At 47.0% G+C, this 18868-nt stretch carries 16 protein-coding genes; 1 reads left to right on the forward strand and 15 read right to left on the reverse strand.

Annotation, left to right across the window (positions count from 1 at the left end; all coding sequences use genetic code 11):
- The 15 genes from OWN49_RS06530 to OWN49_RS06600 form a co-directional block, all read right to left on the reverse strand.
- On the reverse strand, nucleotides 1–678 hold the full coding sequence (locus tag OWN49_RS06530; RefSeq protein ID WP_176283536.1) for a PIG-L deacetylase family protein: 678 nt from the start codon (nucleotides 676–678) through the stop codon (nucleotides 1–3).
- The gene (locus OWN49_RS06535; protein WP_176283537.1) at nucleotides 641–1399 is read right to left on the reverse strand and encodes a WbqC family protein; all 759 of its coding nucleotides are present in this window, start codon (nucleotides 1397–1399) and stop codon (nucleotides 641–643) included. Before OWN49_RS06535 ends, OWN49_RS06530 begins: the two co-directional genes overlap by 38 nt.
- Nucleotides 1372–2253 (reverse strand): GNAT family N-acetyltransferase, encoded by an 882-nt coding sequence (locus tag OWN49_RS06540; RefSeq protein WP_176283538.1) that lies wholly within the window; start codon nucleotides 2251–2253, stop codon nucleotides 1372–1374. The genes OWN49_RS06535 and OWN49_RS06540 overlap by 28 nt, the downstream gene beginning before the upstream one ends.
- Before the next feature lie 11 nt (nucleotides 2254–2264).
- Nucleotides 2265–3521: an aminotransferase class V-fold PLP-dependent enzyme gene (locus OWN49_RS06545; RefSeq protein ID WP_077722862.1), complete on the reverse strand. Its 1257-nt coding sequence runs from the start codon at nucleotides 3519–3521 to the stop codon at nucleotides 2265–2267.
- Nucleotides 3487–4416 carry an NAD-dependent epimerase/dehydratase family protein gene (locus OWN49_RS06550; RefSeq protein WP_077722863.1) on the reverse strand — a complete coding sequence of 310 codons (930 nt, stop codon included), beginning with the start codon at nucleotides 4414–4416 and terminating at the stop codon, nucleotides 3487–3489. Before OWN49_RS06550 ends, OWN49_RS06545 begins: the two co-directional genes overlap by 35 nt.
- The gene (locus OWN49_RS06555; protein WP_014305849.1) at nucleotides 4413–5543 is read right to left on the reverse strand and encodes a DegT/DnrJ/EryC1/StrS family aminotransferase; all 1131 of its coding nucleotides are present in this window, start codon (nucleotides 5541–5543) and stop codon (nucleotides 4413–4415) included. Before OWN49_RS06555 ends, OWN49_RS06550 begins: the two co-directional genes overlap by 4 nt.
- Nucleotides 5544–5591: 48 nt before the next feature.
- On the reverse strand, nucleotides 5592–6926 hold the full coding sequence (locus tag OWN49_RS06560; protein ID WP_003151628.1) for a nucleotide sugar dehydrogenase: 1335 nt from the start codon (nucleotides 6924–6926) through the stop codon (nucleotides 5592–5594).
- A 266-nt stretch (nucleotides 6927–7192) separates the two neighbouring features.
- Nucleotides 7193–8473 (reverse strand): M28 family peptidase, encoded by a 1281-nt coding sequence (locus tag OWN49_RS06565; protein ID WP_077722864.1) that lies wholly within the window; start codon nucleotides 8471–8473, stop codon nucleotides 7193–7195.
- Between the two features lie 168 nt (nucleotides 8474–8641).
- The gene (gene eno / locus OWN49_RS06570) at nucleotides 8642–9934 is read right to left on the reverse strand and encodes a phosphopyruvate hydratase (RefSeq protein WP_007409956.1); all 1293 of its coding nucleotides are present in this window, start codon (nucleotides 9932–9934) and stop codon (nucleotides 8642–8644) included.
- A gap of 27 nt (nucleotides 9935–9961) precedes the next feature.
- Nucleotides 9962–11497, reverse strand: a complete 1536-nt coding sequence (gpmI, locus tag OWN49_RS06575) for a 2,3-bisphosphoglycerate-independent phosphoglycerate mutase (RefSeq protein ID WP_003151620.1) — start codon at nucleotides 11495–11497, stop codon at nucleotides 9962–9964.
- The gene (gene tpiA / locus OWN49_RS06580) at nucleotides 11490–12251 is read right to left on the reverse strand and encodes a triose-phosphate isomerase (protein ID WP_003151618.1); all 762 of its coding nucleotides are present in this window, start codon (nucleotides 12249–12251) and stop codon (nucleotides 11490–11492) included. The genes gpmI and tpiA overlap by 8 nt, the downstream gene beginning before the upstream one ends.
- Before the next feature lie 25 nt (nucleotides 12252–12276).
- Entirely contained in the window at nucleotides 12277–13461 is a 1185-nt protein-coding gene (locus OWN49_RS06585; protein WP_003151616.1) for a phosphoglycerate kinase, read from the reverse strand.
- Nucleotides 13462–13782: 321 nt separating this feature from the next.
- Nucleotides 13783–14790, reverse strand: coding sequence for a type I glyceraldehyde-3-phosphate dehydrogenase (gap, locus tag OWN49_RS06590; RefSeq protein WP_003151611.1), 1008 nt, complete (start codon nucleotides 14788–14790; stop codon nucleotides 13783–13785).
- Between the two features lie 33 nt (nucleotides 14791–14823).
- Nucleotides 14824–15858: a gapA transcriptional regulator CggR gene (gene cggR / locus OWN49_RS06595; RefSeq protein ID WP_003151607.1), complete on the reverse strand. Its 1035-nt coding sequence runs from the start codon at nucleotides 15856–15858 to the stop codon at nucleotides 14824–14826.
- 264 nt (nucleotides 15859–16122) lie between these two features.
- A complete protein-coding gene (locus OWN49_RS06600; RefSeq protein WP_003151605.1) occupies nucleotides 16123–17517 on the reverse strand; it encodes a sugar porter family MFS transporter in 1395 nt (464 codons plus the stop codon).
- A 256-nt stretch (nucleotides 17518–17773) separates the two neighbouring features.
- Here OWN49_RS06600 and OWN49_RS06605 point away from each other — a divergent pair, with 256 nt between their 5' ends.
- Nucleotides 17774–18862, forward strand: coding sequence for a GntR family transcriptional regulator (locus tag OWN49_RS06605; RefSeq protein ID WP_003151603.1), 1089 nt, complete (start codon nucleotides 17774–17776; stop codon nucleotides 18860–18862).
- The last annotated feature ends 6 nt before the right edge of the window (nucleotides 18863–18868 follow it).

Raw genomic sequence — 18868 nt, forward strand, 5'->3', positions numbered from 1 at the left:
TCACCATGTTCCTCTCACAAGCATAAACGCTTCCGCAGCGGAAAAACCCGATTTTGCTCCCCATACACGGGCATTATGTTCGATTGCCTGCAAAGAACGGGGATGAGGGAAGTCCCTGAGCTCGGAGCCGTAACACGCCATCGATTTCAATTTCGTTTTAAGTTCAGCTTCAATATTAACGAAGAAGTTGGCATGAAACTGATCCTTCTGACAGTAATTCCATTCCGTCGAAGACAATGTTTCATAGGCAAAAACCCGTTTTACCGTATGGCCGGGAAGCGGACGGGTTGCGGTCATGACCGCTCTGAATACGACGGAGTGGTCAATATTAATGTCACCGCCGTACTGGGTATACACAATGTCAGGCTGAAAACGATTGATTTGTTTCTCCGCTTCCTTCACGACATCCAGCAAATCCATTGAATCCATTCTGTTATCAGGAAGGTTCAGCCTGACAAAATCATGGATGCCCAAAGTGCTGAGCGCTTGTTCCGTTTCTTGAGCAGAATGCTGCATAACGGACTCTTCAGGCTTCTCATAATCCGTTTTTCTTGATGACTTGCCTTCCGCCATAATGACTGCCGACACGCTGTCACCTTGGCGGACATGTTTGGCGAGCGTGCCGCCGACGCCGATAATTTCATCGTCGGGATGCGCTGCAAATACCATTACTTTCATCATATTGCCCTCCTTTAACTAACATTTCAGCTGTATCCGCTCCGCAGTTCATCAGCATATCAAGCATGGAGAGGTGAGGGATATGCTCCCCGAATAATTGAGGATAGTCAAAATGCCGGATATGCTGATACTCAATGACAATTCCGTTTCTTTCAAAATCGCTTTCTATTAAATAGTCGGAACCCTGACTGCCTGAATAATAACGATCCGCCCCCAGCTCCCGACAAAGCGCTAAAACAAAATCGCTTTTTTTCTCCTTCCGGCATTCAAGCTCAGAGACATAACAGAGCGGCGTTTCAATTCGGAGCTCTTTTCGGAAAAATTCAATGATGTGCATATTCAAATCATGGAGATATTCCCACTCCCGCTGATAGACATCTTGAAAAAAATGCTGGTACCGCTCAAAATAGGGAGCTTTCGCATAGTTCATCTTAATCGCCATCCAATGTTTTTTCCGCCAATCCTGCGTCTGGTCGATTTTCATATGCCGAAGCTCTATGTCTTTATATTGTTTCATCTGCAAAGGCACCGTCAGCCATCTGGGGCCCTGCGGCGTTTTGATTCTGTTGCGGTTCAGAAACCCTTTTTTCTCAAATTGAGCCGTGTCATGAATGGCAAACAGATCCGACTTATACATTTTTTCAAAAAAACCGTACCACGGCAGATAACTGGATTGATGGCCGCTTATTGTTTTCATTCCGGTTTCGTAAAAAGTCGGCATTGTTTTTCTTCAGCTCCCCAATATCGTTTCGGTCTTGCGATTTCTTTACTGTGTGAATAGCCAAAATCAGCCCATTGAAGCTTGCGGCTGATGGCGAATTGCAAAGCGTCACGCATCAACAAGTAAGAGGCCTGCGCTTTTTTTCCCGCCAGGCTGTTTACATTCTGCCAATAATAGAAATGAGAGCGGTCATAGAGAAAAATACTGCTGCTGATCAGCGTCTCATCCTGATATGCTCCGCCCCAAAACATCCGGTCAGCAAACGTGTCAAGCAGTTTTTGGAAAAATCCCTGGCTCAGCACATAAGCCGCGCCGATTGCCGACGTATGCTCTTTGTAGAGGTCATAAAACGCGCCAAGTTCTTGTCGCCCAATCAGCCGGGTGACAATATTCTCTTTTTCAGCGTATCTGACTGCCGTCCGGGCTTTTCCGGAAATGCCCGTCCAAAGTTCGTCAAACGTGTCCGGAAGCGTAAGAATCCGTGTCGCCTTTTCCGTCCACCCTTCCCCGATTTCTTCTGTAAAAGAAGTCTGACCGTACGGCAGCAGCATCCGGGATATGTTCCGGCCGAATATGGCCTCGATTTCACTTTGAAGCCATTCAAATGAGATGGGGCGATCTGAAATAACGCCGCCGTATCCGATCATATTGCCGGATAATACGCCCTTCTGTTCAAAAAGCGGAAGATAGATGACCTGTCCTCCGTCCGTTGTCAGTCTGACAGGGTGAAATGACGTGCCGGGAAGCTCTTCCATGAGAATTCCCCAATCATAGCTTTGAAACAATCCCGCCTGATACATGTCAGCGGCCCGATCCCATACCTGACGGGTCGTGCATACTGCTGTTTTTTGCATAGTTATCACCACTATTCAGTCTTATTCTGTTGCTCACAATATGATAAAACGGATTCGGCTACATATCTGACTTGCTCCTTTTGAAGAGGAGGTTTAAACGGCAGAGAAAGAACTCTTTTCCAAAGCGGATCTTCCCCTTCTTCCGCCGCATATGTTTCATAAATCGGAATACGTTCGAGGGGAAGATAGTTCCAGCATGTTTGGATGCCTCTTTCGGCTAAATAAACGGAACACCCGTACCGCTCTTCATCCCGGGGGAATACAATCGTTAAATAATTCAGATGTTCTCCTTCCTGAGGCTGGATCATCTTTATGCCGTACGTCTCTTCCGCCTTTATAAAGATTTCTCCCGCCGCTTGTAAGTTTCGGAGTGAGGCTGTTACAAGCTGACCCATACGTGAAAGCTGATCTTCAATAATGGCTTCCCTTGCCGGATGCATGCGAAGCACCGGTACAAGAGCCGGTTTATCCGGCAGAGCTTCTAGCTTTGTGGCTTTCATGGAAGGCATGACGCCCGCTTTTCTATAAATATATGAAAGGGGATGATGCCGTTTCCGTTTCATAACAGCCTGTATTCTTTGATTTCTGATATAGGATCGATAGTCATTTGCTACTCGGCCGCGCCGTTCCATCGGGGGAGCTGCATTTTGCTTCAGCAATTCTTTCGGCGCGATTAACGCGCCGCCTCCGATACTCGCAAGCGGTTTTGACGGGCCAAAGCTTAAAATGCCGAAATCGCCCAGACCGCCGGCATATGTATCCGCTTGTTTTGTAAACATAGCTTGAGCGGCATCATCAATGACAAAAATACCGTGTTCCTTCGCCCAGTCAATGATGGCGGTATTTTCTCTCCGGCCGTATACATGCGTGAGGATAACCGCACACGTCTGCCGCGTCGCTTTTTTTTTGACATCCTCAAACGATAAAGAAAGATGCTCATCCAGCTGCGCAAAAACAGGCGTTGCACCGGATTGCACTACGGCATCAATGACATTCGGGCAGCTGAAGGATGAGAAAATCACTTCTTTCCCCGGCCCGGCTCCCGAATAAGTTAAGGCGAGCACCAGTGCCGCACTGCCGCTGGAGGTCAGTACAACCCCTTTTCCGTACCGTTTTTCCAGCTTTTCAGTCAGTCCGCTTTGTCCGGCAGTAAGCAAGTGCTTCACCGCGCGCAGACGGCCCCTGACGGAAAGCTGTCCGGGATAAACGGGATATTTGACTACTTCCGGGTTTTTAGGAAAGTGAAAGTTTGTGCTTTTGTCTTTCATCTTTTATGATCTCCAGGCCTTCATTCAGACTTACTTTCGGATCGTAACCGAGTAAACGTTTCGCCTTCTCGATTGACGGCGCCCGTTTAAAAATCTCGATGTCTTTTCCCCTCACGCCGTCTTCGCCCAGCTTTTTAAACAAATAGTTATCCTTCTCTCTGCCTGAGAGCACATTGACTTTTTCAGCCAGTTCTTTTATCGTGATCGGCTGGTCGTTTCCGATATTGAAGTCTTCAAAGACGGCCCCTTCATGAATGAGCGCGAGATAAGTTCCGGTGACGATATCACTGATGTAGCTGAAGCAGCGTATTTGTCCGCCGTCTCCGTAAAGAGGCAGCTCAGAGCCATTCTCGGCCAGGCTGAAAAACTTGTTGATGACAAAATCCTCGCGCTGTTTCGGCCCGTATACATTAAAGTACCGGACGACCCGAATATGAAGTTCGTCGGAAGCCTGTTCTCTCAAATATTCCTCTGATTGCAGTTTGGCTTTTCCGTAAGCCGATTTCGGAAGCTTTCGGCTTGTCTCGGTATAAGGAAAATCCGGTGAATCGCCGAATACTTCTGAGCTCGATGAGAAAAGAAGTGTTCTGATTCCCAATTCACCGCATACCTCGGTGACGTTTTTCGTTCCTTCAAAATTGACCCGTATGACGTCTTCTTCATTGCTTCGGCAGCTGTCTACACCGACCATTGCCGCCAAATGAACAACCGCATCCGCTCCCCGCAGTGATTCGCGGAGGGACGTCCGGTCAAGGATATCCGTTTGGCGGTATTCAGTGTCAAAAGCCGGCTCCTTTTGGTCTGCAATAATGGTGTGATAACCTTTAGCCTGTAATAATGCCGCCAATTCGCTTCCGATAAAACCGGCTCCTCCGATAATCGCAATATGTTTCATGATCCTACCTCCTGGCTGATAGTCAAAACTTCTTTTATAGACTTGACAATATAGCTGCAATCCTCATCTGATAACTGGCTGTAAAGAGGCAGTGACACGATCTCCCGGAAAACACGTTCAGTAACCGGAAGCTCGGCAGGAAAATGTTTTTGATAGTAAGGATGCATATGCACGGGAATAAAGTGCACGCTGAGCCCGATCTGTTTTTCTTTCATTTTCTCAATAAACAGATCTCTGTCCATGCCGCCGTTCTCTCGGATCCGCAAAATGAATAAATGCCATGAGTGCGTTATGCCGTTTGGAATGTCAGAAAGCGGAAGCGCTGCTTTGTCAGATTGGCCCGACAGTTCACGCACATAAAATTGAGCGATCTGTGCCCGTTTTTCTTGAATTTCGTTTGCGCGCTTCAATTGAACCAGACCGAGCGCGGCCTGAATATCCGTCATATTATATTTAAAGCCCGGCAGTAACACGTCGTATCTCCAGCTGCCTTTTTCACCGTACCGGTTCCAGGCATTTTTTGTGATGCCGTGCCAGCCGTACAGCCTCGCTCTTTCTGCGGCCTGTTCGTCTTTCATGACGAGGGCTCCGCCTTCCCCCGTTGTAATATTTTTGGTGGCATAAAAGCTGAAGCACACGGCATCTCCGTGAGTGCCGATCATGCTTCCGTTATATTTTGTACCGAGCGCATGAGCGGCGTCTTCAATCAGATACAATCCGTTTTCTTTACAAATGGACTGCAAGTTTTCCAGATCAGCCGGATAGCCGGCAAAATGAACCGCAATTACCGCTTTTGTGCGCGGCGTTATTTTCTTCCTGACATCTTCAGGATCGGCACATAGACTTTTCTCGCATATATCCGCAAACACAGGAACGGCTCCGGCGTGCAGGATGACATTGACGCTGGAACAGAACGTGAAGCTCGGCACGATGACTTCATCGCCTTCTCCCACACCGAGCGCCAATAAAGCCATGTGTAATGCAGCGGTTCCTGAATTACAGCTGATGACGTGTTCGGCTCCAATACATTCTCCCAGCTTTTTTTCAAAATCGATTACCTTCGGGCCTTTCGAAATCCAGCCCGACTGAATCGTTTCGGTTACGCTTGCGATTTCTTCGTTTGTCATATCAGGTCTGTGAAAAGAGATAAATCGATTACTAATGACCGTTCCCTCCTATAAAGTGACAACTCTGCAATTGTCGGCTGATTTTTCCCTGCATACATTTCTTGTGTCAAAGATAATCGGTGAGGCATCCTTCAAAATACTGTAGTCGATTACATCGTGATCTGTATGAATGATGATGACGTCGTACTGATTGATTTGTTCTTTTGTGAAAGGGACAGATTGTTTGCGGCTTCCGTCATTCAAGCGGATCTCGCTGATAAACGGATCATGATAATCAATCGCGCATCCCTTGTCCATCAATTCTTCCATTATCGTAAACACTGAGGATTCACGCGGGTCATTTGTATTTTTTTTATAAGCGGCCCCTATTATTAAGATGCTGCATTTGTCTTTGCCCGCCAGTTTCAAAGCATAGTCAGAGACAGAAATCGGCATGTTAGAATTGATTTCGTCCGCCAGATCAATTAATTTTGTCTGCAGTCCTTTTTCATTCGCGATCCATTTGAAGTAAAAAGGATCAATCGGGATACAATGGCCTCCGACTCCGGGGCCAGGGATAAATTTTTGAAAGCCGAACGGCTTCGTGTCCGCCGCGCAGATGACTTCCCATATATCAATATCGAGTTCACGGCAATTAAGCGCCATTTCATTGATAAGAGCTATATTGACATAACGATAAGTATTCTCTAGGAGTTTAGCTGTTTCAGCTACTTCGGGTGAGGTGACCGGGTGAATGCTTGTAACAATGGTGTTGTAAAACGCTGAGGCAAGTTCTGTGCAAGTCTGTGTGGTTCCGCCGACTACTTTAGGAATATCTGAAACTTCATATTGCCTGTTGCCCGGATCGATTCTTTCCGGAGAATAAGCCGTAAAAAAGTCTGTTCCTATTTTCATGCCGCGGCTTGATGCCATTCTGTCGGCAATCTTTTTTTTCGTTGTTCCGGGATAGGTGGTGCTTTCTAAAATTAAAAGCTGATGCTGCCTTCCATAAGCGATCATGCTGTCAACTGCACTGTCGATGTAGGTTAAATCGGGGATCTTGTCTTTTTTGTTCAGGGGTGTCGGCACACATATCACAATGATGTCGCATTTTTGGATGAGCGACATGTCGGCGCTGATTTGAAAGCGTTTTGTTTGTAAAGCCGAGTTCAGTCTGCCGTCCTCTATATCTTGAATATGGCTGCTTCCGGCGGCTAACAAGGAAACCTTTTCACTGTTTTTGTCGAATCCGATCACATTGTATCCTTTATCGACACATTCCAGCGCAAGAGGAAATCCCACATATCCCATGCCTAACACGCCTACTATCGCCTGCTTCGTTTCAATCAGATGTAACAGCCGTTTTTGACCAAGGTTGCTGGCTTCTTTTGTGACAGTATTCATTTTTCGCCCCCTAATAGATAGAAAAGAGTATTGTTTTTTACAATTTAAAACAAATATCGATCGATATCGCAATTATAACAAAAGTTAAAATTTGATAAATGAGTTTTACATCCTTTTGTGAATTAGGTATTATCTATTTATTTTTCTTTTATTTGTAAAATAAAATCCTGTTAAATGGTATATATCTGGTAACGAGTGAGAAAATCTCCCTTAATTGATAGAATATACAGAAAATAATATAAAAAAACAGGCCGAAGCCTGTTTTTTTATTCTTTCATTGCCTCAGTTACTGCCGCGGAAACGAGTGCTCCAGCTTTCTCTAGCCGTTCTTTGCTGATGTGTTTCATATTATCATTTTCGGTGTGGTACCAGGGCCCCGGCTCCTGTGTATCGGGGCTGAGCCAAATCCAGTTAGCCGACGGAATCCCCGCTTCATAAAAAGAGACATGGTCTGAGTAACCGAGCTGAATCAGGTTTGGCTTGACCAACCGGGATTTTTCAGCGGCTTTTTCAGCGTACCGGACACTCGGGTTTTCCCTGCCGTCAGGAGTCGTGACACACATTTGACTCGCTTCTTCCCAGTCAGTCGCAATCATATCGGCATTAAAATTGGCCTGGCTGTGCTTTCTTTCATTGTTCGTGAGTGTACTGACGTAATAAGATGAACCCGCAGACCATAATTCTTCTGCACCGAACAGGATAAAGCGGATCTCTTTGTCTTTCGGTATGTGTGTCAATTGCTTGCTGATTTCCAGAACGGCAGATGTGCCTGAGGCGTTATCATCCGCTCCGGGCGCGCCTTTTACGCTGTCATAATGCGCTGTGACATAAATAATATCAGCATCAGAAGAGTTGGCCTGTGCCGCTTTGCGCGTTCCTATGATATTTTGTGAGGTGCGGTTTTTATAGTTTTTAAATTGAATGACTGCCTGCTTTTCCTGCAGCAATGCTTCACCGTCTTCTTTTTTCATACCCGCCGCCGGTATCGTGATTCCTTTATCGGTCTGCGGACGGACGGCGAGCGGTTTTGTTGTCTGATTATAAATAATGACTGCTTTGGCTCCCGCTTGTTCGGCATGTTTGATCTTTTGAGAAACGGGGATCTTTCCTTCGCGTATCACTGCAATCTTTCCTTTGGCTCCTGTTACGTCATTGCGTGATCCGCAGCCGCCGTCAAAAATCCCGCCTTCTATTTTGAGCTCTTTTTCAACAGCGGATTGATCAGCGGAGCGGAGCGGGAATTCATGATCTCCCGCTGTGACTGAACCTGAAAAGTACTTTTTCAATGGAAATGACTGTACTTTGACACTGGCGCCCTGAGCCCGCAGACGATTCGATATGTATTCAGCCGCTTCCTTTTCTTTCGCGGTTCCGGTTTCCCGCGGCCCGATGGTTTCACTCAGATCATGCATAGTGTCCAATGCCTCATCGGCATCAAAAACCGGCTCGGTCACGGCTGAATAAGCATGGGTTTCGGACAGCGGTCCGGCAGATGCGCCCCATATGACGCTTGCTGCCACCGCGGCTGACATAAATGAAAATTTCATCATAATCCCTCCTCTTATTAACACCTCTTCCCTTTCGATTGAAGAACACTGATTCCTTTAAAAAGGGGAAAAATGAATATTATTGACCAAATGAAGATGGAGAAAAAGGAGGGAAAAGCCCGGGACCATAAAAAAACGCCGGGAGATATTCTCCCGGCGTCCATTACATTACTTATTCAAGTTATAGAAAGAGTTGATACCGTGGTATTGAGCAGTTTCAGCCAACTGATCTTCGATGCGAAGAAGCTGGTTGTATTTCGCAACACGGTCCGTACGGGACGGAGCACCTGTTTTGATTTGTCCTGCATTAGTTGCCACAGCGATGTCAGCGATTGTGCTGTCTTCAGTTTCACCGGAACGGTGAGAGATAACGGCAGTGTAGCCTGCGCGTTTCGCCATTTCGATCGCATCGAATGTTTCAGTCAATGTACCGATTTGGTTTACTTTGATCAGGATAGAGTTGCCTACGCCGTTTTTGATACCTTCAGCAAGCTTTTTCGTGTTTGTAACGAAAAGGTCGTCACCGACAAGCTGAACTTTTTTGCCAAGACGCTCTGTAAGAAGTTTGTGGCCTTCCCAGTCGTTCTCGTCAAGTCCGTCTTCGATAGAGATGATTGGGTATTTAGAAACCATTTCTTCGTACCAGTCAACCATTTCAGCAGATGTTTTCACAACGCCTTCGCCAGACAGATGGTATTTGCCGTCTTCTTTGTTGTAGAACTCAGAAGATGCAGCATCCATAGCAAGCTTCACTTCTTCGCCAGGTTTGAAGCCGGCTTTTTCGATTGCTTCAACGATTGTTTGAAGCGCTTCTTCGTTAGAACCAAGGTTCGGAGCGAATCCGCCTTCGTCACCTACAGCTGTGTTCATTCCTTTAGCAGAAAGAACTGATTTCAGGCTGTGGAAGATTTGAGCGCCCATGCGAAGCGCTTCACGGAAGTTAGGCGCGCCTACAGGCATAATCATGAATTCTTGAATGTCTACGTTGTTGTCAGCATGCTCTCCGCCGTTTACGATGTTCATCATCGGTACAGGAAGCGTTTTTGAGTTGAATCCTCCAAGGTATTGGTAAAGAGGAATCTGTAAGAAATCAGCAGCTGCGCGCGCACAAGCCATAGATACGCCAAGGATTGCGTTCGCACCGAGTTTGCCTTTGTTTTCAGTTCCGTCAAGCTCGATTAAAAGCTGATCGATTGCGTTTTGTTCAGTTACGTCAAAGCCGAGAAGCTCTGGAGAAATGATTTCGTTTACGTTGTTAACAGCAGTTAACACGCCTTTTCCAAGGTAACGGTCTTTGTCGCCGTCACGAAGCTCAACCGCTTCGTATTCACCTGTAGAAGCTCCGCTTGGCACTAATGCGCGGCCGAAAGCTCCTGTTTCTGTATATACTTCAACTTCAACTGTCGGGTTGCCGCGGGAGTCAAGGACTTCGCGTGCATAAACATCAACAATGTATGGCATGAGTTTGTCTCTCCTTTTGATTTACGCTTATTTTTGAATTAAAGATGTTCCGGTCATTTCTTTCGGTTTTTCAACACCGAGAAGGTCTAATAACGTTGGTGCGAGGTCGCCTAGGATTCCGCCTTCGCGCAGCGTCACGCCTTCTTTCGTCACAATGACAGGGACTGGGTTTGTCGTATGGGCAGTGTGCGGTTCGCCTGTTTCTGTAATCAGAATGTCCGCATTACCGTGATCAGCGGTAATGATGGCATGTCCGCCTTTAGCGATAATAGCGTCAACCACTTCGCCTAAGCATTCGTCCACTGCTTCAATTGCTTTAATCGTCGGTTCGACCATTCCGGAGTGGCCGACCATGTCAGGGTTTGCAAAGTTCAGGATGATCGCGTCGTGCTTGTCAGCCGCGATTTCTTTTACAAGAGCATCCTTCACTTCATACGCGCTCATTTCAGGCTTCAGGTCATATGTCGCGACCTTCGGCGAGTTAATGAGGATGCGCTCTTCGCCCGGGAATTCTTCTTCGCGGCCGCCGCTCATAAAGAACGTAACGTGCGGATACTTTTCAGTTTCTGCAATGCGAAGCTGTTTTAACCCGTGCTGTGCTAATACTTCACCGACCGTATTGTCAAGGTTTACCGGTTTAAAAGCCACATATCCGTCAACAGATTCACTGAAGTGAGTCAGGCAGACGAAATACAGGTTTTTCGGATGATTTTCACCGCGGTCGAAATCGCGGAAATCTTTGTTGGTAAACGTGTTTGAAATCTGGATGGCGCGGTCTGGTCTGAAATTATAGAAAATCACAGAATCGCCGTCATGAATTTTCGCAACGGGTTCACCGTTTTCTTTTGTGATGACGGACGGAATGACGAATTCATCATGAATGCCGTTCGCATAAGAATCGTCGACTACATCCATCGCGCTGCGGTAAGACGGGCCTTCGCCGTAAGCCATTGCGCGGTACGCTTTTTCCACACGGTCCCAGCGTTTGTCGCGGTCCATGGAGTAGTAGCGTCCGGAAATGCTGGCGATTTCGCCGACACCGATTTCTTCGATCTGCTCATTCAGCTGCTGAATGTAAGTTTTCGCCGTTTGCGGACCTACATCGCGGCCGTCGAGGAAACCGTGAATATACACCTTCGTCAGTCCTTCACTTTTCGCAAGCTTCAGCAGCGCGAATAAATGATTGATGTGACTGTGTACGCCTCCGTCAGAAAGAAGGCCGAACAGGTGCAGCGCTTTGTCGTTGTCTTTCGCGTTTTTGATGGCGTCAAGGAACGTTTGATTGCGTTCGAATTCGCCTTCGCGGATGGCAACGTTCACGCGTGTTAAGCTTTGGTACACAATACGTCCGGCGCCGATATTTAAATGACCGACTTCAGAGTTCCCCATTTGTCCTTCAGGCAGTCCGACTGCTTCGCCTGATGCCGTCAGCGTCTGATGAGGGTATTGGTTCCAATAACGGTCGAAATTCGGTTTTTTCGCTTGTGCGACTGCGTTTCCGACTGTTTCATTGCGTAATCCGAACCCATCAAGAATGATGAGTGCAGCTGGTTTTTTACTCATATTGACCTTCCTCCAATAATTGAACGAATGACTGCGGTTCAAGGCTTGCGCCGCCGACCAAAGCACCGTCAATATCGGACTCTGCCATATATTCTTTAATATTTGCAGGTTTTACGCTGCCGCCGTATTGAATGCGGAGCTTATCAGCAGTTTCCTGGCTGAAGCTTTCAGCAACGACTTTACGGATATGCGCGCAGACGTCGTTTGCATCTTTCGCTGTAGAAGATTTGCCTGTTCCGATTGCCCAGATTGGCTCGTACGCAATAACGGAAGCGGCAACTTGCTCTTCAGAAAGACCCGCAAGCCCTTTTTTCACTTGATCGGCAACAAGATCATTTGTTTTTCCGGCTTCGCGCTCTTCAAGCGTTTCACCTACGCAAATGATCGGCACAATGCCGTGTTTGAAAGCGGCATGCGCTTTTTTGTTAACTGTTTCATCAGTTTCAGCGAACATTTCACGGCGCTCAGAGTGGCCGATGACGCAGTAATCCACGCCAAGGTCTTTCAGAGCGACCGGGCTGATTTCACCTGTGAACGCACCGTTTTCTTCAAAATGCATGTTTTGGGCGCCGACTTTCAGGTCAGTTCCTTTAACAGCAGAAGTCAGCTTTTCTAAGAAAAGAGCTGGTGCGCAAACAACGGCTTCCGCTTTGTCTGCTGCTGGAATGGAAGATTTCACTTCTTCAACGAAGCTGACAGCCTCGCCGAGTGTTTTGTTCATTTTCCAGTTACCGGCTATAATTGGTTTTCTCATCTGTTCCACTTCCTTATAGCAGTTTTTATTTATCGTTCAGCGCAGCTACACCCGGAAGCTCTTTGCCTTCCATGAATTCAAGGGATGCGCCGCCGCCTGTTGAGATATGGCTCATTTTGTCAGCAAGGCCGAATTTTTCAACGGCTGCCGCAGAGTCTCCTCCGCCGATGACAGAGTATGTATCGTTTGCCTCTGCCAATGCTTCAGCCACTGCTTTTGTGCCTTGAGCGAACAAGTCGATTTCGAATACGCCCATCGGTCCGTTCCATACGACAAGTTTGCTGTTTTTGATAACTTCAGCGTACGTTTCGCGGGTTTTCGTTCCGATGTCGATCGCTTCTAAATCACTTGGGATCTCAGAGATCGGCACGATTTGAACGTTTGCATCGTTAGAGAAATCATCAGCAACGAGAACGTCTTCCGGCATATAGAATTTAACGCCTTTTTCTTTCGCGCGGTCCATGAATGATTTTGCAAGTTCGATTTTATCTTCTTCAAGAAGAGATTTACCGACTTCATAGCCAAGCGCTTTTACGAATGTGTAAGCAAGACCTCCGCCGATGATCAGGTTGTCCACTTTATCAAGCAGACTTTCGATTACGCCGATTTTGTCTTTTACTTTCGCGCCGCCGATGATTGCCGTAAACGGGCGCTCAGGATTTGTCACGGCTTTGCCGAGAACGTCAAGCTCTTTTTCCATCAGGAATCCTGCAACCGCCGGCAGATGCTCGGCAATTCCGGCTGTAGATGCGTGAGCACGGTGGGCAGCACCGAATGCGTCATTGACATATACATCCGCAAGCTCAGCAAATGCTTTAGCAAGCTCAGGATCGTTTTTCTCTTCACCAGGATAGAAACGTACGTTTTCCAATACAAGAACGTCTCCGTCCTTCATATCAGAAATTTGTGCTTTTACAGCATCGCCGTAAGCTTCATCCGCTTTTTTCACTTCTTTTCCGAGCAGTTCGCCTAAGCGTGCAGCGACAGGAGTTAAACGAAGCTCCTCAACCACTTCGCCTTTCGGGCGGCCTAAGTGGCTCGCAAGAAGGACTTTCGCGCCTTGGTCTGCAAGGTGTTTGATTGTTGGAAGCGCAGCTCGGATACGAGTATCGTCTGTTACTTCCCCGTCTTTCATTGGAACGTTAAAGTCAACGCGGCAGAATACGACTTTGCCTTTTACGTCGATGTCTTTTACTGTTTTTTTATTCATGCCTTAGGAGATCCTCCTTCAAAATGGTTTGCATAGCACGAAAAACGTGAAACGTGAAACCGCCTCATGATGCTTCCGCCGCGGGGCAGATTGCAGCTTCCGGGCACGGGGCAGATCGTCTTCTGAGCCAGGGCAGGCGGCTCAGAAAACGAAAGTGCCGCGGAAACTTCAAAACGCGGACGTTCTGCAGCAATCCGGCGCTTTCTGAAAGCCGGTTCTCATGGAAAAAGGGAAAGGGAGTCCGTCCCCTTCCCTTGTCCGCTTTCATTATAGCGTTTCTGTCCGAAAGAACCAAGTCCGGCCCTTTCCGGGAGCTATGAATTAAAGACCTTGTTTTGCGATGTAAGCTGCAAGGTCAACAACGCGGTTAGAGTAGCCGCTTTCGTTATCGTACCAAGAGATTACTTTTACCATGCTGCCTTCCATAACCATTGTAGAAAGAGCATCGATTGTAGAAGAGTTAGCATTGCCGTTGTAGTCTCCGGATACTAATGGCTCTTCGCTGTATCCAAGGATTCCTTTAAGATCGCCTTCAGCCGCTTCTTTAAGAGCTGCGTTTACGTCTTCAGCCGTTACGTCTTTGTTAAGTTCAGCAACTAGGTCAACAAGAGAAACGTTTGGAGTCGGCACACGCATAGCTCCGCCGTTCAGTTTGCCTTTCAGTTCAGGAAGAACAAGGGAAACTGCTTTAGCAGCACCAGTTGATGTAGGAATGATGTTTTCAGCTGCTGCACGCGCACGACGGTAGTCTTTGTGCGGAAGATCAAGAATTTGCTGATCGTTTGTGTAAGAGTGAACAGTTGTCATCATACCGCGTTTGATGCCGAATTTGTCGTTAAGTACTTTTGCAAACGGCGCAAGGCAGTTTGTTGTGCAAGATGCGTTAGAGATAACATGGTGGTTAGCCGCATCGTATTTGTCTTCGTTAACACCCATAACGATTGTGATATCTTCTTCGTTAGCAGGTGCAGAGATGATAACTTTTTTCGCGCCTGCTTCTAAGTGTTTCGCAGCGTCTGCGCGTTTTGTGAAGAAACCAGTAGATTCAACTACGATTTCAACGCCTTGTTTGCCCCAGCTGAGTTTCGCAGGATCGCGCTCAGCAGAAACTTCGATTGTTTTGCCGTTAACAACAAGGTTGCTGCCGTCAACTTTAACTTCTGCATCTAATTTTCCGTGTACGGAATCATATTGTAAAAGATGAGCAAGCATGTTAGCGTCTGTTAAATCGTTAACTGCTACTACCTCAACTTCAGGATTGTTTAATGCTGCGCGGAATACGTTACGTCCAATACGACCAAAACCGTTAATACCGACTTTTACTGCCATGATTATTTCCTCCTTTAAATAAGTGAGAGATATTTATATTGAGGGACTGTTATCCCTTAATAACTTCTTTGCGGCTCCTTCGTCCGTGACGAGAACCGTGTTTCGCTGCTTTTTAAAATAAGCTTCGATTGCTTCCGCTTTTGATGATCCGCCCGCTACCGCAATAATGTCGGGAATGGCATCGAGGTCATCGAGCTGCATTCCGACTGAATGCACCTTGTGAACGACTTCTCCGTCCGCATTAAAGTAGTAGCCGAATGCCTCTGTCACCGCATGATTGTCATCTATTTTCTTCAAATCTTCCAAAGGCGTGTTTCTTCGCTCCGCCATTGTTCTAGCTTCGCCGATTCCGTGAACGAGCATACTCGCTGATTTAATCGTGTGAAGCACCTCTTTTACGGAAGGTTCTTCAATAATAGATGAGTAGGCGCCTTGTGACAGCTGTCCGGGAACGAACAAAAGCCGGTAAGTGCCTGAAGCCTTTTCCGCCATATGCGCGCATATGGTGTTCGCCTGGTTTTTCACGTCTTCGCCTAAACCGCCTCTTGCGGGCACAAACAGGAGCTCGCGGTTTTTTGAATCCGGCGTCATCATATCGGCGACGGCTTCAATTGTCGTACCGCCGGTTACAGCGACGATATTTTTGCCTGAAAATCTCTTTTTCATACATGCAACGGCCGCTCTCCCTAATTCTTTTTTGACCCAAGGAGATTGGTCGCTGTCTCCGGAAACAATAATGGCGTCTTTCAGATTAAGCCGCTCTTTTAATGTCTTTTCCAAAAGCGTCAATCCTAAAACATCCTTCATCGTATCTTCCAGAATCGAAAGCAGTGAATAGCCCTCTTCCGTCATTGTCATGCCGTTTGTTTTAATATCGATGAGATTCTGTTCTTTCAAGAACTGAACCTCGCTTCTGAGAACGCGCTCGGTCAATCCGAGACTGGCTGCAAGACTTCTGCGGCCGATCGGTTCTGTAAGCCTGATATACTGCAAGATTTCAAATCTTTTCTGCATCACAAGCAAAAGATCAGGCAATAATTTTTTTTGAGCTTGTATTAACTGGTTCATGACTCAAACGTTCCTTCCTATTCATACTGGACAGAAAATGTCCCGCTATGACAAAAAACGTCCCATCATAGCCAAAAAAAATTATGTCTGCTTTCTTTAATTATTTTAACAGGATGACATTGTTAATTCAACTGTTAAAGGTCAATTCCTCGACATTCTTCGCAGGATTTACCAGTATCTCCTTGATACAGTCATTATATACAGAAACGGAATGAAGGTGACAGACAAAAGCCCGCCGGAGCGGACTTTTGTCGTAAAACGCTTTCATTTTATCCAGAGTTTTTCTATTTCTTCTAATGATTTATTTTTCGTCTCAGGGCAGATCGTCACGACAAACAAGAAACAGAGAATATTAATGACGGCGAATATCCAGAAGGTGTACGCGAGCCCTAACCCGCTGATCATCATCGGCACGAACTGGCCGATCGCCCAGTTGGCCCCCCATAAGAATATCGTCGCAATACCGGCGGCGCGTGCGCGGAGGTGGTTCGGAAAGATTTCCGAAATCATGATCCACGTAATCGGCCCGACTGATACGCAGAAAGCGGCGACGAATCCCAATATGATGACGACTAAAGCCGGACCGCTCGCCAGCTGAAAATAAAAGGATGCCCCGATTAAGATCATGAATAGCGCCATAAAGGCAGATCCGACCCCCATCAGCTTTTTCCGGCCTACCTTATCGACTAAAAGAACCGCGATAATGGTGAAAATCACTTCAACGACACCGACGATGCATGTCGTGATAAACCCCGCATTCTGTCCGAAGCCCATCATTTTGAAAATTTCCGGCCCGTAATACGTAATTGCGTTCATGCCGATGACCTGATTGAATAAAGCCAGCAGAATCCCGATCACAAGCGCTTTTCTCAGCCCCGGTTTAAACAGCTGAGACAATGAACCCATTTTTTCTAATTGTAAAGACGTTTCGATTTGTTTGATTTCTTCTTTCGCGGTCTGCTCGCCGTTAATTCGCGTCAGCACGGCGAGGGCTTCATTCCGGCGCCCCGCTTTCGCAAGCCAGCGCGGACTTTCCGGCACGATAAGCAGCACGATAAAAAAGATGACGGACGGAATCATGCCGTAAGCGAGCATCCACCGCCAGCCGGTGTGCACCCCCCATTCATACGAGCCGGACTGCTGGACGGCGAGGTTAATAAAATAAGTGCCGGATATCCCTAATATCGTAAACAGCTGATACAGCGAAGACAGACTGCCGCGTATGGCCGGCGGAGCCGCTTCGGTAATATACGTGACAGAAAGCGAGGAGCCCATGCCGATTCCGAGACCGCCGATGACTCTGGCGATCACTAAGGAAGACACACTTTGAGAAAGCGCAGAGACAACCGCTGACACCGCAAACAACAGAGCCGCTGCCATCAAAATCTTTCTCCGTCCGAAACGGTCACTCAAAAATCCGGAAATTCCGACGCCGAAAACACCGCCGATCATAATGCTTGAAATCACGAGCCCTTCCATAAAAGGACTTAAGCGGTACAAATCTTTCAGGAAACCGATGGCGCCGGAAATCACCGCCGTGTCATAACCGTACAAAAGCCCTCCCAGTCCGGCCGCGCATGAGATGAGAATGACAAACCACTTGGAATGCTGCCGAGTGACAGGTACATTTGAGCCAATTGGTGCCGGGTGATTCTTCATGAATTTTACCCTCCCGCGAATAATAGAATAAAAACGCTTACAAAACAGAGTGCGGCGCTTGACGTTGCTTTGTTTTCTTCAGAACCGCCACATTTGTACGTACTTATAAAGAATTTTATCTAAAAATAAGGAAAATTAGTACGTACAAATAAAGAATAAGCAGTTTTTCATAATCTGTCAATTATTTTTACAGCTTGATGAAAGGGCTTACTATGTTATACTGGAATTTGTCCGTATACATTTTGGAGGAATTGATATGCTACCGAAATATGCTCAAGTAAAAGAAGAAATTTGTTCATGGCTGAATCAAGGAAAAATACAGCCGGACGAAAAGCTGCCTACGGAAAATGAGCTGATGCAGCAGTTCGGGGTCAGCCGCCATACCATCAGAAAGGCGATCGGAGATTTGGTCTCGCAGGGGCTGCTGTACAGCGTTCAGGGCGGAGGCACCTTTGTCGCTTCACGCACGGCGAAATCAGCCATGCATTCAAACAAAACGATCGGTGTCATTACAACGTACATATCAGACTATATTTTCCCGAGCATCATCAGGGGAATTGAATCTTATTTAAGCGAACAGGGCTATTCCATGCTGCTGACGAGCACCAACAACAATACAGAAAGTGAGCGGCGCGGCCTTGAAAACCTGCTGTCCAAAAATATAGACGGGCTGATTGTCGAGCCTACGAAAAGCGCGCTGCAGACGCCCAACATCGGCTACTATCTCAACCTGGAGAAAAACGGCATTCCGTTTGCCATGATTAACGCCTCTTATGCGGAGCTGGCCGCACCGAGCTTTTCCGTCAATGATGTCAAAGGCGGCATGATGGCTTGCGAATACGTCATGTCCCTCGGCCACACGCACATTATGGGTATCTTTAAAGCGGATGACACGCAGGGCGTCAAACGGATGAACGGCTATCTTCAGGCGCACCGGGAGCGCGGGATTTTCCCGTCTCCGGACATGATCGTGACTTACACGACTGAAGAAAAAGAAACCGTGCTTCTTCAAAAAATTAAGCATACCCTTGAGCAAAACAGCGGATCATACCCGACGGCCATTCTTTGTTATAATGATGAAATTGCGCTGAAGACGATTAATCTTCTCAGAGAATTCGGATTAAAGGTGCCTGATGACGTGTCAATCATGGGCTATGATGATTCACATTTCGCCCAGATTTCCGAGGTGAAGCTCACCTCTGTCAAGCATCCGAAATCCATTATGGGGAAAGCGGCGGCAAAATACGTCATCGACTGCTTAGAGCATAAAAAACCGAAGAAGGATGACGTCGTGTATGAACCGGAACTCGTCATCCGGAATTCCGTCAGGCGGATCGGCGAATAAAAATGG

The organism is Bacillus sp. NEAU-242-2, assembly GCF_027853835.1.
Lineage (GTDB): Bacteria > Bacillota > Bacilli > Bacillales > Bacillaceae > Bacillus > Bacillus velezensis.

Bases quoted from the DNA above. Each gene is read 5' to 3' on its own strand.
- OWN49_RS06605 (WP_003151603.1), top strand. From the start codon at position 17,774: ATGCTACCGAAATATGCTCAAGTAAAAGAAGAAATTTGTTCATGGCTG.
- gpmI (WP_003151620.1), bottom strand. From the start codon at position 11,497: ATGAGTAAAAAACCAGCTGCACTCATCATTCTTGATGGGTTCGGATTA.
- OWN49_RS06550 (WP_077722863.1), bottom strand. From the start codon at position 4,416: ATGAAACATATTGCGATTATCGGAGGAGCCGGTTTTATCGGAAGCGAA.
- OWN49_RS06600 (WP_003151605.1), bottom strand. From the start codon at position 17,517: ATGAAGAATCACCCGGCACCAATTGGCTCAAATGTACCTGTCACTCGG.
- OWN49_RS06560 (WP_003151628.1), bottom strand. From the start codon at position 6,926: ATGAATACTGTCACAAAAGAAGCCAGCAACCTTGGTCAAAAACGGCTG.
- eno (WP_007409956.1), bottom strand. From the start codon at position 9,934: ATGCCATACATTGTTGATGTTTATGCACGCGAAGTCCTTGACTCCCGC.
- OWN49_RS06585 (WP_003151616.1), bottom strand. From the start codon at position 13,461: ATGAATAAAAAAACAGTAAAAGACATCGACGTAAAAGGCAAAGTCGTA.
- OWN49_RS06540 (WP_176283538.1), bottom strand. From the start codon at position 2,253: ATGCAAAAAACAGCAGTATGCACGACCCGTCAGGTATGGGATCGGGCC.
- cggR (WP_003151607.1), bottom strand. From the start codon at position 15,858: ATGAACCAGTTAATACAAGCTCAAAAAAAATTATTGCCTGATCTTTTG.
- OWN49_RS06565 (WP_077722864.1), bottom strand. From the start codon at position 8,473: ATGAAATTTTCATTTATGTCAGCCGCGGTGGCAGCAAGCGTCATATGG.
- OWN49_RS06545 (WP_077722862.1), bottom strand. From the start codon at position 3,521: ATGAAAGACAAAAGCACAAACTTTCACTTTCCTAAAAACCCGGAAGTA.
- gap (WP_003151611.1), bottom strand. From the start codon at position 14,790: ATGGCAGTAAAAGTCGGTATTAACGGTTTTGGTCGTATTGGACGTAAC.
- OWN49_RS06530 (WP_176283536.1), bottom strand. From the start codon at position 678: ATGAAAGTAATGGTATTTGCAGCGCATCCCGACGATGAAATTATCGGC.
- OWN49_RS06535 (WP_176283537.1), bottom strand. From the start codon at position 1,399: ATGCCGACTTTTTACGAAACCGGAATGAAAACAATAAGCGGCCATCAA.
- OWN49_RS06555 (WP_014305849.1), bottom strand. From the start codon at position 5,543: ATGACAAACGAAGAAATCGCAAGCGTAACCGAAACGATTCAGTCGGGC.
- tpiA (WP_003151618.1), bottom strand. From the start codon at position 12,251: ATGAGAAAACCAATTATAGCCGGTAACTGGAAAATGAACAAAACACTC.